This window comes from Rhodococcus sp. 05-2255-1e (assembly GCF_002259025.1).
Taxonomy (GTDB): Bacteria; Actinomycetota; Actinomycetes; order Mycobacteriales; family Mycobacteriaceae; genus Rhodococcoides; species Rhodococcoides fascians.
The window spans coordinates 404,009-419,942 of record NZ_NOZE01000009.1 but is presented as its reverse complement, the minus strand read 5'-3'; the positions used below and the strand labels follow the sequence as shown (position 1 = coordinate 419,942).

14 protein-coding genes and 1 tRNA gene are annotated in these 15,934 nt (G+C 65.6%); 6 read left to right on the top strand and 9 right to left on the bottom strand.

Annotation, left to right across the window (positions count from 1 at the left end; genetic code table 11):
* Positions 1-249 precede the first annotated feature (249 nt).
* The 4 genes from CH262_RS05295 to CH262_RS05280 are packed head-to-tail and all read left to right on the top strand — an operon-like array spanning position 250 to position 4,265.
* Positions 250-1,347, top strand: a complete 1,098-nt coding sequence (locus tag CH262_RS05295; RefSeq protein ID WP_094717160.1) for a DNA alkylation repair protein — start codon at positions 250-252, stop codon at positions 1,345-1,347.
* Positions 1,348-1,405: 58 nt separating this feature from the next.
* Positions 1,406-2,497: a LolA family protein gene (locus CH262_RS05290; protein WP_143547069.1), complete on the top strand. Its 1,092-nt coding sequence runs from the start codon at positions 1,406-1,408 to the stop codon at positions 2,495-2,497.
* Positions 2,494-3,456, top strand: coding sequence for an ABC transporter ATP-binding protein (locus CH262_RS05285; RefSeq protein WP_094717158.1), 963 nt, complete (start codon positions 2,494-2,496; stop codon positions 3,454-3,456). The genes CH262_RS05290 and CH262_RS05285 overlap by 4 nt, the downstream gene beginning before the upstream one ends.
* A complete protein-coding gene (locus CH262_RS05280; protein WP_094717156.1) occupies positions 3,453-4,265 on the top strand; it encodes an ABC transporter permease in 813 nt (270 codons plus the stop codon). Before CH262_RS05285 ends, CH262_RS05280 begins: the two co-directional genes overlap by 4 nt.
* Here CH262_RS05280 and CH262_RS05275 read toward each other — a convergent pair.
* The 4 genes from CH262_RS05275 to CH262_RS05260 all read right to left on the bottom strand — a co-directional run bounded on the left by CH262_RS05275 (position 4,255) and on the right by CH262_RS05260 (position 6,295).
* On the bottom strand, positions 4,255-5,064 hold the full coding sequence (locus CH262_RS05275) for a lipase family alpha/beta hydrolase (RefSeq protein ID WP_094717154.1): 810 nt from the start codon (positions 5,062-5,064) through the stop codon (positions 4,255-4,257). The two genes, CH262_RS05280 and CH262_RS05275, sit on opposite strands and share 11 nt — an antisense overlap.
* Positions 5,065-5,116: 52 nt before the next feature.
* Entirely contained in the window at positions 5,117-5,335 is a 219-nt protein-coding gene (locus CH262_RS05270; protein WP_032364533.1) for a hypothetical protein, read from the bottom strand.
* Between the two features lie 125 nt (positions 5,336-5,460).
* Positions 5,461-5,533 (bottom strand) — tRNA-Thr (locus CH262_RS05265).
* A gap of 66 nt (positions 5,534-5,599) precedes the next feature.
* Positions 5,600-6,295, bottom strand: a complete 696-nt coding sequence (locus CH262_RS05260) for an SDR family oxidoreductase (protein WP_094717145.1) — start codon at positions 6,293-6,295, stop codon at positions 5,600-5,602.
* 87 nt (positions 6,296-6,382) lie between these two features.
* Between CH262_RS05260 and CH262_RS05255 the strand changes: the two genes are divergently transcribed.
* Positions 6,383-6,901, top strand: a complete 519-nt coding sequence (locus CH262_RS05255; protein ID WP_094717144.1) for a CGNR zinc finger domain-containing protein — start codon at positions 6,383-6,385, stop codon at positions 6,899-6,901.
* Here CH262_RS05255 and CH262_RS05250 read toward each other — a convergent pair.
* From CH262_RS05250 to CH262_RS05235, 4 genes are all read right to left on the bottom strand, one after another.
* Complete coding sequence (locus tag CH262_RS05250) at positions 6,898-8,085, bottom strand: DNA polymerase III subunit delta' (protein WP_027494468.1); 1,188 nt, start codon at positions 8,083-8,085, stop codon at positions 6,898-6,900. The genes CH262_RS05255 and CH262_RS05250 overlap by 4 nt on opposite strands.
* A 118-nt stretch (positions 8,086-8,203) precedes the next feature.
* The gene (gene topA, locus CH262_RS05245; protein WP_032386019.1) at positions 8,204-11,224 is read right to left on the bottom strand and encodes a type I DNA topoisomerase; all 3,021 of its coding nucleotides are present in this window, start codon (positions 11,222-11,224) and stop codon (positions 8,204-8,206) included.
* A gap of 109 nt (positions 11,225-11,333) precedes the next feature.
* The gene (locus tag CH262_RS05240; protein ID WP_032364537.1) at positions 11,334-11,921 is read right to left on the bottom strand and encodes a hypothetical protein; all 588 of its coding nucleotides are present in this window, start codon (positions 11,919-11,921) and stop codon (positions 11,334-11,336) included.
* Positions 11,922-12,072: 151 nt separating this feature from the next.
* Positions 12,073-12,276 carry a cold-shock protein gene (locus CH262_RS05235; protein ID WP_005248460.1) on the bottom strand — a complete coding sequence of 68 codons (204 nt, stop codon included), beginning with the start codon at positions 12,274-12,276 and terminating at the stop codon, positions 12,073-12,075.
* Between the two features lie 436 nt (positions 12,277-12,712).
* Here CH262_RS05235 and CH262_RS05230 point away from each other — a divergent pair, with 436 nt between their 5' ends.
* Entirely contained in the window at positions 12,713-15,082 is a 2,370-nt protein-coding gene (locus CH262_RS05230) for a DEAD/DEAH box helicase (protein ID WP_094717142.1), read from the top strand.
* Positions 15,083-15,088: 6 nt separating this feature from the next.
* On the opposite strand, the gene CH262_RS05225 is transcribed toward CH262_RS05230, so the two are convergent.
* On the bottom strand, positions 15,089-15,883 hold the full coding sequence (locus tag CH262_RS05225; protein WP_032386018.1) for a CPBP family intramembrane glutamic endopeptidase: 795 nt from the start codon (positions 15,881-15,883) through the stop codon (positions 15,089-15,091).
* Positions 15,884-15,934 lie beyond the last annotated feature (51 nt).

Sequence of the window (15,934 nt, the reverse complement as noted above, 5' to 3'; positions counted from 1 at the left end):
ACGAGCACGATGCGACCCCCCAGGTTCGTAGCGCGTTGCACAGAATGATCGGACCGGGACCGGAATTCGGTACTTCATCACCGAAGACCCGCATTGACCAGCGTTTCAGCACATTGTGTTTCGCGAAGGTTATCGCAGTTCTTTTTACACTGCTGCCGTTCGGGCAGCCGAGAATCGGGCGTTTCGCCGGATAATCCGTACCTTCGGTCCGCCGCCGAACGAACGCGATGCGTCGGGTAAGAAGCTCTCATGCCCTTCGCCGATGAACTACTCGGTCCGGACGCAGCCCACACGCTGTTTCGGACCATTCGTACGGCTGCTCCGAACGCGGATCTGTCGTCGCTTCGAGAGTCGTCGGACGGGTTGGGCCCACTCGCACTCCGAGCCCGCGCCGACCTGCTGCGTGACGCGCTACTGACAGGGCTGCCGGGCGACTACGCCCAGTTCGCTCGGACCATCCGACTGGCCGCTGCGGATCCCGACTTTCGAGGCTGGTCGGTCTGGCCCGTGACGAGTGCTGTCGCATCGAAAGCCGTCGACGAGCGAACTGCGACCGCGTTCGACGACGGGATGTCCTTGCTCGCCGAGCTCACCGGCCGACTGACCTCCGAATTCGCCATCCGGACCTTCCTCCGAACCGATCTGGATCGGGCTCTCGCCATCGCGGCCGAGTGGACGCAATCGCCGGACGAACACGTTCGCCGCCTCGCGTCGGAAGGCACTCGACCGTACTTGCCGTGGTCGGTGAGAGTGCCCGAGATACTTGCGCGCCCCGGCGTGACCGTGCCGATTCTGGACAGGCTGTACCGAGACGACAGCGACTACGTTCGGCGGTCGGTTGCCAACCATCTCAACGACTTCAGCCGAGACATCCCGGATGTCGTGGTCGGGACCGCGGCGCGGTGGCTGGGCGAGCCGGACGCCAACACCGACCGGCTTGCGCGCCATGCGCTTCGGACGGTGATCAAGAAGGGGAACACCGACGCGCTCGCGTTATTGGGTTTCGCCCCGGCCGACCTCGAGGTGACGGGCCCTGCCGTGGACGTGACCGAGTTGCAGATCGGCGAGAGCCTGGGATTCACCGCGAAAATTCGCAACGTCGGCGTCGAGCCCGCAAGGATCGCGATCGACTACGTCGTCCACCACACCAAAGCGAACGGCGGAGTGACCGGGAAAACGTTCAAGCTGACGACCAAGACAGTCGCGCCCGGAGAGAGCATCGAGGTTGCGCGCCGACACTCGTTCAGAACGTTGACCACACGCACGTACTACCCCGGCCCGCACTCGATCGAGCTCCAGATCAACGGTGTGAGTTACGGTCTCGCGGAGTTCGTGCTCGTCCGCTAGCCGCCAGTTTTGTACCACGCACATGCGGCACAGCGGCTACGTCCGTACGGTCGATGAGGTGCGTGGACAGTGGCGGTGGTTGGCGGTGGTGCTCGGCATCGCCGTGCTCGTCGCCACGCCCTCGGTGATCGAGCGCCTGCCCGTCGCCGCGTCGGACATCGGTGCGGCGGAACTGCTGTCTCGGGTCCAGTCCTCCACCGCAACACCGTATTCGGGCTACGCCCAGGCCGTTGGCGGCGTCACCCTGCCGGTCACCGACGGACTCGGCGGCCTACCGGATCTGTTGGGCGACACCACGACCCTGCGCGCCTGGTACCGCGCCCCGGACAACTTTCGCGTCGACACCGTCCGCCTCGCCGGTGAACGCGGTCTCTACCAGAGCCCGTCGCGGATGTGGAGATGGGACTACGAACAGAACACGGCCGTGGCAACCCCGGTCCCCGAACCGAGCCTGCGTCTGCCGCGCGAGGCCGACCTGCTGCCGCCGGAGCTCGGGCAGCGGCTGCTCAGTGAGGCGACCACCGACGAGGTCACCCGGTTACCGACCCGCCGAATTGCCGGCCGGGACGCCCCTGGCCTGCGGCTCGTCCCCGCCGAGCCGCAGAGCACCATCACCGAGGTCGACGTGTGGGCCGACCCCGACAGCGGGCTGCCACTGCAGGTCGACATGCTCGCCGGCGGGGCCGCTCGGCCTGTTGTCAGCACTGCATTCCTGGACTTCTCATCCGAGATGCCCGACGCCGACACCGTCCGTTTCGTCCCGCCCCCGGGAACCGATGTGCAGCAGCAGGACGGCCTCGACATCGCCTCGTTCGCCGACGGGATCGACTCTCCCCTTCTTCCGTCGACTCTGTCCGAACTGGATCTGCGGGACCGCGACGAACCGGGATCCGTCGGGATATACGGCCGCGGAGTGACCGAGCTGATCGCCGCTCCGCTGCCGCGTCGCGCCGCGCGCGGGCTCGTCGACCAGTTGCGGGACGCTCCCGGCGCAGTCGTGACCGGCGACAGCGTGGCGCTGTCGATCGGACCGCTGAACGTCCTGATCACCGAGCCCGCCGGAGACCGCCGCCGATATCTGCTCTCCGGCACCGTCACCGCAGAAACCTTGGCCACCGCAGCCCAGCAGCTCGAAGGAGCAGCCACATGATCCGCACGACCGGCCTCACCAAGCGTTACGGATCAGTGCGGGCCGTCGACGGCGTCGACCTCGACGTGCGCGCCGGCGACATCTACGGCTTCGTGGGCGCGAACGGCTCCGGCAAGACGACGACCGTGCGGATGCTGCTCGGGCTGGTCCTGGCCACCTCCGGGCAGATGCAGGTGCTCGGCGAGGAGATGCCCCGACGACGCACGAGCGTGCTGCCGCGGGTGGGGGCACTGATCGAGAACCCCGCCGCCTACCCCAACCTCTCCGGACGCCGGAACCTCACGCTGCTCGACGCGGCCGGCCCTGGTGGTTCTCGGCGCACCCGCACCGCCCGCGTCGGCGAGGCCCTCGAGCAGGTGGGCCTCGCCGGGGTCGGACGCAGGCCGGTCAAGCAGTACTCGCTCGGCATGCGGCAACGCCTCGGCTTGGCCGCGGCGCTCATGCGCACCCCCGAGCTGCTGATACTCGACGAGCCGACCAACGGTCTCGATCCGCAGGGAATCCTCGAGATTCGAGAGTTGTTGCTGGACTTGCATTCCCGGGGCACCACCGTGTTCCTCTCGAGCCACCTGCTGGCCGAAGTGGAGCAACTGTGCGACCGAGTGGGAGTACTTGATCGAGGTCGCCTCGTTCTGCAGGACCAACTCTCCGCATTCCAACAACCCACCGGCCGAATGCTCGTGCGTACCCCCGACCCCGCCGACGCGGTGACGGTCCTGTCCGATGTGGAGGACGCCACCGTGCTCGAGCGCGACGGGCAACAGCTCGTGATCGAACACCCTGATCCGGCCTTGCTCAATCGACTGCTCGTCGAAGGCGGCGTCCGGGTGAGCGAGTTGAGCCCGCAGCAGATGAGCCTCGAGCAGTCGGTGCTGGCGGTCACCGGTGCCAGCGCGGACCGAATCGACGGTCCCGCTGGCCCTCGCGAAGGTTCCGTCCGATCGGAGGTGACCGCATGATCGGCGTCGAACTGCGCGCGATGCTTCGCCGACCCCGCACCTGGGTCGTCATCCTCCTGCTCAATCTGCTGCCCACCATCGTCGCGGGCCTGCTGGCACTCACCGACGTCGGTCCGCGTCCCGGCGACGGCCCTGCGTTCCTGTCCGCGGTGACCACGAACGGCCAGCTCTTCCCACTCGCCGCTCTCGCCATCGTGCTCCCGCTGTTCCTGCCCGTCGCCGTGTCGGTCATCGCCGGCGATTCCGTCGCAGGGGAAGTCCAGGCCGGCACCCTGCGTTACCTGCTGGCCCGCCCGGTGGGGAGAACGAAGCTGTTGGTCGCGAAGCTGATCTCGGTGGCCGCGTTCGTGCTGCTGGCCGTGGTCATCGTGGCAGCCGTCGCATACTTCGTCGGCACGACGCTGTTCGACACCACATCGTTGGCCGGAGTATCCAGCGTGTCCGGCACGGTACTGACCGACGAACAGGTCGCCGTACGCACCGTCATAGCGGTCCTCTACGTGACCCTGTCGATGCTCGGAGTTGCCGCCATGGGGCTGTTCCTGTCGACCCTGACCGACTCGCCACTCGCGGCGACGCTGGGCGCGTTGGCCTTCCTCATCGCCAGCTCGCTACTGCTGACGCTGGACGCCGCCGACGCCATCGCGCCGTACCTTCCGACGCGGTACTGGCTGGCCTTCGTCGATCTCTTCCGCGACCCGGTGCCGACGCGGGACCTGGTGCGCGGCGTCGGTTTGCAGGGCGTCTACGTCGTCGTGCTCCTGGGGGCCGCATGGGCGAACTTCACGACCAAGGACATCACGAGCTGAGACGGCTGCAGTCGGCTGCGCCGAGCTCGACGGTGGAGCTGCCGTCCAACTGGGCCGAGACCATCGCGCCGACGAGAGGATCACGGGGCAGGTTTCCGTGGTCGACGGCCGAGTCCGCGCACACGCTCTGGACGGGGATGTCGAGTGCCCCGTCGAGGCGGGCCGAGTTCGGCGGGGTCACCACCTGATCCAGTTCGGTCCAGATCGACACCCACTGCGGCCCGTCCGGCGTCTCGTCGCCAGAGTTCAGGGCGGCCAGCACAGAGCTGTCCGGGGCCAGCTGTTGGCAGGCGATCGGGCACCGGTCGGGCAGGACCTGGGCAGCCAGCCCCGCCACCTGGGTGCCGTGGTGTGGGGAGCCGAGGGTCACGATGCGTCGGGCCTGCTCGGCACCGCCCAGATCGGCAGCCCAGATCCGGGCCACCACCCCGCCGGCGGAGTACCCGACGACGTCGACCGAGGTCGCTCCCGTCCGAGTCAGTGCCGCGTCGACGGCGTCGCGCAGTGTCTGCGCCTGTGCGGTCAGGTCGCCGACGCCACCATCGGGCAGGGCCACCACGGTGGCGTCGCGGCCGTTCTCCCGTAGTTCCGCCGCAAGCACCTCGAGAGCATCGGTGGACCCGCCGAACCCGGGGACCAGCAGCACCGGGCCGGGAACGGACTGGTCGACGCTTGCGACAGGGTCGTTCGTGGACCGCGATGCGACGAAGACCGCCACGGCCACGACGAGCCCGATCAGGACGAGAGCGAGTACGACGTACGCGAGGCGACGACGGGCCGGGGCGAGGGAGGCGAACACCTCGTCCAGTGTGCCCGTCGACGGTGGTGCGGAAGGTCAGGGTGTCTGCGGTTCAGCTTTCGATGGCGGTGATCGCGTCGACAGCGATGACAACGGTGACGTAGGGAGACCCTGTGGGGACCTCGGTGAGGGCGACGGTGATGAAGCCACCGTCCTCATCGTTGTTGTCCACGGCCCCGATCTTGCCGACATGCTGGTGTCCGTCGATGGTGCTGATTCGGACGGGGGTTTCGGTATCGGAGTAGTTGGTGAAGATGACGGCGTCGATCATGTGGGTGTTCCTGTTCGTTCGGTGATGGATGTCGCGGGGTCCGCGAGGCTGACGAGTCCGACGCTCACCGGAGCGGAATACGAAAAAGCCCCTCACAGATTTGCATCGGTGAGGGGCTGAGTCTGAGCCGCCTAAGAGAATCGAACTCTTGACCTTTTCATTACGAGTGAAATGCTCTACCGACTGAGCTAAGGCGGCGTGCCTTTCGGCGTTGGTGAGTCTAACGGAGCATCGGGTCGAAACGAAAATCGCCCTCCCTGACGGTCAGCCCGCGAGGCCGAGTCCTTCCGCAGGCCCGCTGAGGATCGTCTTGACGTGCCTGGTCAGGTCGTCGGCGAGCACTTCGGTCTCCCCGGCCTCCAGGGCGTCGAGCACCTGGCGCACCACGTCGCGTGGGTCGTTCTTCGGGACGTCGAGTTCGGCGATCATGTCGGTGTCGGTGTACCCGAGATGCACCCCGACAACGAGGGTTCCCTGCGGTGCGAGCTCGAGCCGGAGCGAGTTGGTGGCCGACCAGATCGCCGCCTTCGATGCCCCGTAGGCACCTGCACCGCCGAGCCACGACAGCACCGAGTGAATGTCGACCAACGCCCCGCCGCCGTTTGCCTTCAGTATCGGAGCGAACTCTTGCGCGATTCGCAGCGCGCCGAAGACATTGGTCTCGAACACCGCGCGAATGTCGTCGATCGACGTCGTCAGCAACGGCGTCGTTCCGGGAGCGCCGGCGTTGTTGAAGACGATCGACACATCGGACGCGATATCGGCAAGTGCGGCAACGGAATCCGCGTCGGTGACATCGAGAGCAACGGGCACCACCCGAGGATCCGAGTCCTCTCGCGGGCTCCTCGCAGTCGCGTACACCTTCGTTGCCCCACGCTCGAACAATGCGTCGACCGTCGCCTTGCCCAGACCGCGCTGACCGCCGGTCACCAATACCGTTGCTCCCGAAACAGACACCATCGAACTCACCCTTACGACAGATGTTAAATGCTTTTGACTCTGTCAGTAGTAGTTGACCAGTTCGACATAGTCAAATACTGTTCACTTATGTCACAGTCACCGACGGAGCGCTTTCACCTCGCACCGGCACCCGACGGACTGCAGGTGGTTCAGAATCTGCTCAACACGCGAGCCATCGACGCGTACGGCCTCCCCGACCTCCTAGCGGACGGGAAGGCAGCATCGCTCGTGTGGGAGACCGCGCTGTCGAACGACGATGCGGCCACGCTGCGGGCTCTGCGCTCGGATGTCGAAGCGGCCATTGCCGGCGACCTGCCCACGCGTCCGGCCGTCCGAGCGGAACTTCTACCGGGCGGCGACGGCACCGTACGACTGATGCCGACCGGCACCGGGGCCGACTACATCGCGTCGAGAATGTGGTCCGAAGTGCTTCTCGCCCAACAAGCGGACACGTGGCGTCGACTCAAGCGATGCAAGAACGAGGCATGTGGATCTGCCTTCTACGACCGCTCCCGCAACAACAGCGGCGTCTGGCACGACGTGAAGACGTGCGGCAATGTCGCCAATCTTCGCGCTTCGCGGGCCCGACGGAAAATTCAGAGCTAGCGCAGGACATCCCCGAGCGTCGCGACCATCGCATAGATCGCAAATTTGGGTTTTGCGTTGACAGCCAACGACTCTCGGCATTCGAGGATCGCCTCGATACTTTTCAGCAGAGCCTCGGGCGGTACGGCTTTCGCCATTCGCTCGACCTGCTCGGCCATGTCGGGGTGCGTAGCCGTCGCGGTCGAGCCGTACGAACGCGCGAGCGCGTCGCGGTACAGGCCCACCAAGTCCATCAACGCCCGGTCCAGCGAGTCGCGGCCGGTTCTGGTGGCGCGAGACTTCTGCCGCTTCTCGAGGTCCTTCAGCACTCCGGCCGAGCCACGCAATGCTCCGGCAGCGCCCTTACCTGTGCCTCCGGCTCCCAGGGCCGTGCGCAACTCCTCGGTCTCGGCCTCGTCACGAGTGGCACTCATTTCCTTGGCCTCGTCCTCGGCGGCCTTCACCAATTCCTCGGCCGCGAGGTAGGCCTGATTGGGACGGGCCGCGGCCGACGCCAGGGCAAGTGCCCGCTTGCGTCGCGCCCGCGCGTCCTCGTCGGTCGCGAGTCGGCGTGCTCTGCCCACATGGCCGCCGCTGATCGACGCGGCCCATTCCGCCGTCTCGGCGTCGAGCTTGTCGCGGGTCTGCAGCACCTGCGCGATGGCCGGCACTGTGGGCGTCACCAACGAGACGTGCCGGCAGCGCGAGCGCAGCGTCACCGAGATGTCCTGTGGATCGACCGATGGAGCGCACAACAGGAACACCGTCCGTGCGGGCGGCTCCTCGACGACCTTGAGCAGTACGTTTCCGGCACCCTCGGTGAGTCGATCGGCATCCTCGACGACGACCACCTGCCACAGACCGGTGCTCGGCCGACGCGACGCGACCGAGACGATGTCTCGCATCTCCTTGGTACTGATGCTCAGACCCTCCGGGATGACGCGTCGCACATCGCCGTGAGTGCCTGCCATCGTCGTCGAACACGCCTGACAATGCCCACACCCCGGAGTGCCCTCGGTGGTGCACTGCAACGCCGCAGCGAAGCACAGGGCGGCGATGGAACGCCCGGACCCGGGAGGGCCGGTGAAGAGCCACGAATGCGTCATCGCCGACGAGTCGACGCCCGTACGAGCAGCCACTGCTGCAGCCGTCAGATCGGCCTCGACATCTTCCTGACCGACCAAACGATCGAACACACCCGCCATGCTGGCAACCCTAACGGTTGGGACCGACTACTCCCGGCGCACTGTTCCCGGACACTGCCGAACTCGAAGCTATGGACGTGATCGCTGCCGATTCCATCCACAACTTCGAGTTCGCGAGCTACTCGCCGTCGGTCTTCTTCGCCGGTGCCTTCTTGGCAGCAGCCTTCTTCGTCGTCGTCTTGGCCGCCGTCGTCTTCGTGGCGGTCTTCTTGGCTGCAGCCTTCTTTGCCGGAGCCTTCTTCGCGGCAGCCTTCTTGGCCGGAGCCTTCTTCGCAGCGGCCTTCTTGGCCGGTGCCTTCTTCTTCACGGGGCCACGAGCACGCCTGTCCGCCAACAACTCCGACGCGCGATCGTCGGTGATCGTCTCGACCTCGTCGTCCTTGCGCAGACTTGCGTTGGTCTCACCGTCGGTGACGTACGGCCCGAATCGACCGTCCTTGATCACCATCGGCTTCTCACTGATCGGGTCGACGCCCAGTTCCCGCAGCGGCGGCTTGGCCTCGCCCTGACGGCCCCGACGCTTGGGCTCGGCGTAGATCTTCAGAGCCTCTTCGAGACTGACCGTGAACATCTGATCCTCGTCGGCGAGCGAGCGAGAGTCGGTGCCCTTCTTCAGATACGGGCCGTAGCGGCCGTTCTGCGCGGTGATCTCTTCCTTGGACTCGGGATCGACACCGACGACGCGTGGCAACGACAGCAGCTTGAGCGCATCCTCGAGCGTGATCGTCGCCAGATCCATCGACTTGAGCAACGAACCGGTACGCGGCTTGGGGCCGGTGGCCTTCTTCGCTGCAGCCTTCTTGGCCGGTGCCTTCTTGGCCGCGGCCTTCTTCACCGCAGTCTTGACGCCACCGCCACCGCCGCCGTCACCGCCGTCACCGTCGTTGCCGGACGGCACCGGGACGATGTCGGGCTCGGGGGGCGTGGGTTCGGGTTCCGGCTCGGGCAGGATCTCGGTGACGTAGGGCCCGAAACGGCCTTCCTTCGCCACGATGTCGTGACCGGTCAGCGGATCCACACCGAGCTTGCGGCCCTCTTGTGGTGTGGCGAACAGCTTTTCGGCGAAATCGATCGTCAGCTCGTCCGGCGGCAAGTCGTCGGGCAGGTTGGCGCGCTGGCTGATCGGATCGCCGTCCGGATCGTCGTCGTTCTTGACCATGCGCTCGAGGTACGGACCGTAACGGCCCACGCGCACATGGATTTCGCGCCCCTCTGAATCGTCGAACAGACGAATCGAGTTGATGGTGCGCGCATCGATGTCTTCGAGGTTCTGGCCCACCATCTTCTTCAGGCCACCCGAGCGCGCCACCGAACCTTCGGCACCGGTCTCGCCGCCGAAGTAGAAGCTCTGCAGCCAATCTCCGCGCCGCTCACGGCCTCCCGCGATCGCGTCGAGGTCGTCTTCCATGCCTGCGGTGAAGTCGAAGTCCACCAGACGCCCGAAGTGCGCTTCCAGCAACGCAATCACCGAGAACGCCACCCACGACGGCACGAGAGCGCTGCCACGCTTGTAGACGTAACCGCGGTCGAGGATCGTCTTGATGATCGACGAATACGTCGACGGCCGACCGATTCCCAACTCTTCGAGCGTCTTGATGAGCGACGCCTCGGTGAATCGAGCAGGCGGGTTGGTGGTGTGACCGTCGGGATCGAGCTTGGTGGCCGTCACTGCCTGGCCGGCCTTCAACGCGGGCAGACGCGACTCGGCGTCGTCGGTCTGACCGCCTGCCTCGTCGTCGACGCTCTCGACGTAGGCCTTGAGGAAGCCCGCGAACGTGATGGTGCGACCCGACGCGGAGAACGTGCACTCCTCGCCGGTACCGGCGGTTCCGGTGATGCGCAGGGTCAGCGTGGTGCCGCGCAGATCTGCCATCTGCGACGCCACCGTGCGCTGCCAGATCAGCTCGTAGAGCCGGAACTCGTCGGTCTGTAGCGCCGAATGCAGCTGACCGGGAGTCTGGAACACGTCGCCCGAGGGACGGATGGCCTCGTGCGCCTCCTGCGCGTTCTTGACCTTTCGGGTGTACTGCCGCGGAGTGGGGTGCACGTACTCGGGCCCGTAGAGCTCAGTCGCCTGCGCCCGTGCCGCGGAGACCGCAGACGCGGACAGCGACGTCGAGTCGGTACGCATGTAGGTGATGTAGCCGTTCTCGTACAGACGCTGCGCGACACGCATGGTCCGCTCGGAACTGAACCGCAGCTTGCGGCCGGCCTCCTGCTGCAGCGTCGACGTCATGAACGGCGGGTACGGCTTACGCGTGTACGGCTTGTCCTCGGCAGACGCGACGGTGAGGTCGACGCCTTCGAGAGCGTCGGCGAGGCGTCGGGCATGCGGTTCGTCCAGGACGGTGACCGACTCGGTCTTGAGCTTGCCGTCGGGACCGAAGTCGCGGCCGGCGGCGACGCGATTGCCGTCGACGTTGACCAGCCGAGCTCCGAAACTGCGCGGGCTCGCCTCGGCACCGGCGTCGAGGGTGGCAGAAATATCCCAGTACTCGGCGCTACGGAACGCCATCCGCTCGCGTTCACGCTGGACGATGATGCGGGTGGCCACGGACTGCACACGGCCTGCCGACAGCTTCGGCATGACCTTCTTCCACAGCACCGGGCTGACCTCGTAGCCGTAGAGACGGTCGAGGATGCGGCGGGTTTCCTGTGCGTCGACGAGGTCTTGGTCCAGGTCGCGAGTATCGGCGGCGGCCGCGAGGATCGCCGGCTTGGTGATCTCGTGGAAGACCATGCGTCGAACGGGGACTTTTGGGTTCAGGGTCTCGAGGAGATGCCAGGCGATGGCCTCACCCTCGCGGTCGGGGTCAGTGGCGAGATACAGCTCGTCGGCGTCCTTGAGCAGGCTCTTGAGCTCTGCGACCTTGCCCTTCTTCTCGGGCGAGACGACGTAGAGGGCCTCGAAGTCGTGGTCGACGTCCACGCCCAGACGTGCCCACGGCTCGCCCTTGTACTTGGCGGGCACGTCGGCAGCACCGCGAGGAAGGTCGCGGATATGGCCGACCGAGGCCTCGACGACATAGTTGCTCCCGAGGTAGGGAGCGATCTTTTTGGCCTTGGTCGGAGACTCGACGATGACCAGACGACGCGGCTCGGCGGAGCTGTCCCCCGAGCCGTTGTTACGTGCTGCCACCTTGCTGCCGAACCTTCCCTAGTGCGTTTTCACAAGCAGATTTGCCTGCCCCACTCCTAACAGACTGACATACGTCGAGCAAATACTCGCAGATCAGTCATTCATCTTCCTACTCAGCGTGGGGCCAATTGGTACGTGCGTCCACATTCGCAGGAGCCTCGCCGACGTTCTCGGTGAGGCGCAACAGCCGACGTCGGCCGGTGATTCGAAGGCCAGGATTGGACCCGCGGGTGCCGATCAGAGTCGGCGCGATGCCCGCGCGCATCAACGATTGAGCGAGGACCGCATGAGTCTCCGGCGCGTGCGGATCGAGGCCGAGTACGTAGCGTTCCCCCTCCGCCTCGGGACGCCCCGACGCGAGCACCCATGCCCGCAACTCCCGAGAACCGGGCACCCACCCGGGAGGCACGGCCTTCACCGCGCCCTTGGTCCACAACGACGCCAGCGCGGACAGTTCCGGAACCGACGCGGTGCGGACGAGAGGACGGTCTTCTTCGGACCGTCCCAGCTCTGCCGACAGACCACATTGTTCGATCAACTCGGCGATGGCATCGGCCCGCCACTGCGCGTCGACGACGACAGAGATGCGTGCCGATCCCGAGGACGTGACGACATGGCCGGTGGCAGCCAGCAGTCCGCTGAGATCTGTCACCGCGGGCGGCAACGACTCGGCAGAGAAGAAGGACAGCTGGTTCACAGCATGGACATTAGGACATCGACACCGGCAGACACTGCTTTCGACTCTTCCTGGTGGTTCGCCACGAACGAAACATCCCCCTTTCTCGAACGGCTTTTCACGGCCGATCGAGAAAGGGGGATGAAGGTTCTCGTCTCCGAGGAGAAAAGAATCAGACTGCGCGAACGCCCGTTGCCTGAGGACCCTTGGTGCCCTGGCCGACCTCGAACTCGACGCGCTGGTTCTCCTCGAGGGTGCGGAAGCCGCTGCCCTGGATCTCGGAGTAGTGAACGAAAACGTCAGCGGAGCCGTCTTCTGGTGCGATGAATCCAAAGCCCTTTTCGGCGTTGAACCACTTCACAGTTCCCTGTGCCATGCTTTTCCTTCTCTTTCTAACACCGGATTCGATGGAGCGCACTTTCGATCCATCGGGCCGGTTCCGACCGCTGCACTTGTACGAATCCCCCTCAGGATTCCCCCTGATGGACGAGCTCTCCCAGTACCGCGCCCGCAACATAAGATCCTGCGAAGCGTAGAACGAACACAGAAGCTGCGACCGCGTCAAGTGAACCATGAACTCCGCGTTCGCAACAGTCGAAAACCGACCCTTTTCGAACAAATTGCCCGTCTTGTAACAACACACAACGCCGGACGGGTGGAATGCGGCTCTCACCAGGGCTCGAACCGCTCGTTTCGGGTCCGCGATAGCATGAGGACCCCAGGTCGCACCTAGGCAGGAGTGGAGCCTGCGGAACGACCCAGCAAGCCCGAAGGGCTGGCCAGTAGATCGAACGAATGCATGGAGAGCGGCAGTGAGCGAGAAGCATCCGCACGACGGTGCGGATGTCCGGAGTTACGGGCAGCGGCTGCTGGATCGAGTGTTGGCCGGTACCCCCGCCGACGACGGCCCCGTCACGCACGTCGCCGAGATGCCGGCTCGGTCGTCCAGTTTTGCACCATGGCCGTCGTGGGTCGGCCCGGAAGTGGTGCAGGTGATCACCTCTCGGGGCATCGCACAACCGTGGACGCATCAGGCCCGGGCCGCGACGCTCGCCGCCGAGGGCAGCCATGTGGTGCTCTCGACGAGTACCGCGTCGGGCAAATCGTTGGCCTATCAGCTGCCCATTCTGACGACGCTGGCCGCCGACGCCCGGGCGACGGCTCTGTATCTCGCACCGACCAAGGCCCTCGGAGCCGATCAGCTACGCACCACCATCTCGATCACCGACGAGTTACGTTCGCTGTCAGACGATCTCGCCGAGGTGTTTCCCAGCTCGTACGACGGCGATACCCCGATCGAGATTCGGCAGTGGGCCAGAACCAATGCGCGCTGGATCTTCACCAATCCCGACATGTTGCACCTGGGCATCCTCGGCGCGCACGAGCGATGGTCGCGTTTCCTGCGCAACCTGCGCTACGTGGTGGTCGACGAATGCCATTACTACCGAGGTGTTTTCGGCTCCAACGTCGCCCTGGTACTCCGTCGGTTGCGACGCCTCTGCGCGCGCTACGGAGCGTCTCCGGTGTTCGTTCTCGCCAGTGCCACGACTTCGGAGCCGGGACGCGCTGCCGGTCGACTCATCGGAGCGCCCTGCGAGGAGATCACCGAGGACGGCTCGCCCCACGGAGCGCGTACCGTCGCACTCTGGGAACCGCCGCTGCTCAAGGAGATCACCGGCGAGAACGGTGCGCCGGTACGCAAATCGGCGGGGGCCGAGGCGTCGCGCATCATGGCGGATCTGTTGATCGAGGGTGCGCGGACACTCGCGTTCGTACGGTCCAGGCGCGGAGCCGAGGTCACTGCGTTGGGGACCCAGAGAATTCTCGCCGACGTGGATCCGCAATTGGTCCGACGCGTCGCCGCTTATCGCGCAGGCTATTTGGCTGAGGATCGACGAAAACTCGAACGGGACCTCTCCGACGGCACCCTGCTGGGAGTGGCCACCACCAACGCCCTCGAACTCGGCGTCGACATCGCCGGTTTGGACGCGGTGATCGTCGCCGGTTTCCCGGGCACCGTCGCCTCGTTCTGGCAGCAGGGTGGGCGTGCCGGACGTCGCGGGGAGGGCTCACTGCTGGTACTCGTCGCGCGCGACGATCCGTTGGATACCTACTTGGTGCATCACCCGGCGGCCCTACTGGACAAGCCGGTCGAGGCAACCGTCACCGACCCGACCAATCCGTACATCCTCGCTCCCCAATTGCTCTGCGCTGCAGTCGAACTACCGATCACCCTGGCCGAGGCCGAGGCGTTGAGCGCGGAATCCGTACTCGAAGAGCTCGAGCTGAAGGGCTACGTGCGCAAACGTCCTCACGGGTGGTTCATCACCCCCGAGGGGCAGCAGCTGTCTCCGCACGGTGCGGTCAACATTCGCGGCGGCACGGGCGTGCAGGTCGCCATCGTCGACGGCGAGTCCGGCCGCATGCTCGGCACAGTCGACGGCGGACGTGCCCCTGCCACAGCACATCCCGGTGCGGTGCACATTCATCAAGGCGAATCCTTCGTGGTCGACGAGCTCGATCTCGAGGCCGGCCTCGCGCTGGTGCACGCCGAACAACCCGAGTGGAACACCTCGGCCCGCGAGATCACCGACATCGCCATCACGGCGGTGCACGAATCCGTCGACTACGGCGAGGTCCGCGTCGCGCTGGTGCAGGTGAACGTCACCCATCAGGTGGTGGGATATCTTCGACGCCTCCCCTCGGGCGAGGTCCTCGATTCCATCGAACTCGACATGCCGGCCCAGACCCTCGACACCCGCGCCGTCATGTACACCATCACCCCGGAGTTGTTGGAGCACAGCGGTGTTCCGTTCGAGCGATTCCCCGGATCGCTGCACGCGGCCGAGCACGCCGCCATCGGCTTGCTGCCGTTGGTCGCGACCTGCGATCGATGGGACATCGGTGGAGTGTCGACGGCATTACACCCCGACACCGGGCTCCCGACGGTCTTCGTCTACGACGGTTACGACGGCGGAGCAGGCTTCGCAGACCGCGGACACGTGGCCATCGCCGACTGGCTCGCCGCCACCAAGGACGCGATCGTCTCCTGCGAGTGTCAGACCGGTTGCCCGTCATGCGTGCAATCCCCGAAATGCGGAAACGGTAACGACCCCCTGGACAAAGAGGGTGCCGTTCGAGTGCTGACCGCAGTGTTGGCGGCCGTCACTCGCGAGGGATGAGCGACGTCAATGCACAACCGCGCGTTCACGTTTGACGATGACCACAGCCGCGGCGACTGTCGCAATGACGACGATCAGAATCGCGGGCAGGCTCAGATCGTGCAACACCCCTCGACCGAAGTCTTCGTCGAGGAACACCGAGAAGTCCCACAGTCCGTGGAAGAACATCGCGATGACGATCACCCCGAAGCCACGTCTGAACAGGTAGAGAACGAAGCCACTGAACGTCGCCAGCACAACCTGACCGATACCGAACGCTCCCTGTCCCATGAAGATGTTCGGAATGTGGAACAGACCGAATGCGACGGCTGTCCACAGCGCGCACCAGGCCTCCGGCCTGCCGCCGCTTCGCATACTGCGTAGAAAGATTCCTCTGAACAGCACCTCCTCGGCGAATCCGACGAGCACCGCGGTCAGCGCCACGGCCACGATCAGGTCTGCGCCGATCACCGCCCAGTCGACGGCGATCAGCCGGGGGACTATGGCGAGACCGAACAGAATGGGCGGCACCCAGAGAACGATCGACATGGGCAGCCGCACCGAGTCCCGCCAGATCGAGTCCCATCGCGCCCAGAAGAGAAACGCGACGAGAAGCACCGATCCCACCGCCAATGGAATGACCGCGGTTCGGTAGACATTGTCGGTAGTGGCGAACCAGTCGCCGTAGTCGATCCCCGAGGCGAATTGCATGCCCGCAACGACGACGATGTAGGCGATCACCACGGCGATTCCGACGGGTGGAGTCGGCGCAATGCGGTGCGCACGGACCCCCTGCGTCGCTTTCCCATGCACTGCATTCATGGCGCTCTCACACCTTTCGAGAAACCTGTCGGGTCAGGCGCCCACGACGAC

Bases quoted from the DNA above. Each gene is read 5' to 3' on its own strand.
- CH262_RS05270 (WP_032364533.1), bottom strand. From the start codon at position 5,335: ATGATCGACGCCGTCATCTTCACCAACTACTCCGATACCGAAACCCCC.
- CH262_RS05295 (WP_094717160.1), top strand. From the start codon at position 250: ATGCCCTTCGCCGATGAACTACTCGGTCCGGACGCAGCCCACACGCTG.
- CH262_RS05225 (WP_032386018.1), bottom strand. From the start codon at position 15,883: ATGAATGCAGTGCATGGGAAAGCGACGCAGGGGGTCCGTGCGCACCGC.
- CH262_RS05285 (WP_094717158.1), top strand. From the start codon at position 2,494: ATGATCCGCACGACCGGCCTCACCAAGCGTTACGGATCAGTGCGGGCC.
- CH262_RS05235 (WP_005248460.1), bottom strand. From the start codon at position 12,276: ATGGCACAGGGAACTGTGAAGTGGTTCAACGCCGAAAAGGGCTTTGGA.
- CH262_RS05280 (WP_094717156.1), top strand. From the start codon at position 3,453: ATGATCGGCGTCGAACTGCGCGCGATGCTTCGCCGACCCCGCACCTGG.
- CH262_RS05260 (WP_094717145.1), bottom strand. From the start codon at position 6,295: ATGGTGTCTGTTTCGGGAGCAACGGTATTGGTGACCGGCGGTCAGCGC.
- CH262_RS05250 (WP_027494468.1), bottom strand. From the start codon at position 8,085: ATGGCGGGTGTGTTCGATCGTTTGGTCGGTCAGGAAGATGTCGAGGCC.
- CH262_RS05255 (WP_094717144.1), top strand. From the start codon at position 6,383: ATGTCACAGTCACCGACGGAGCGCTTTCACCTCGCACCGGCACCCGAC.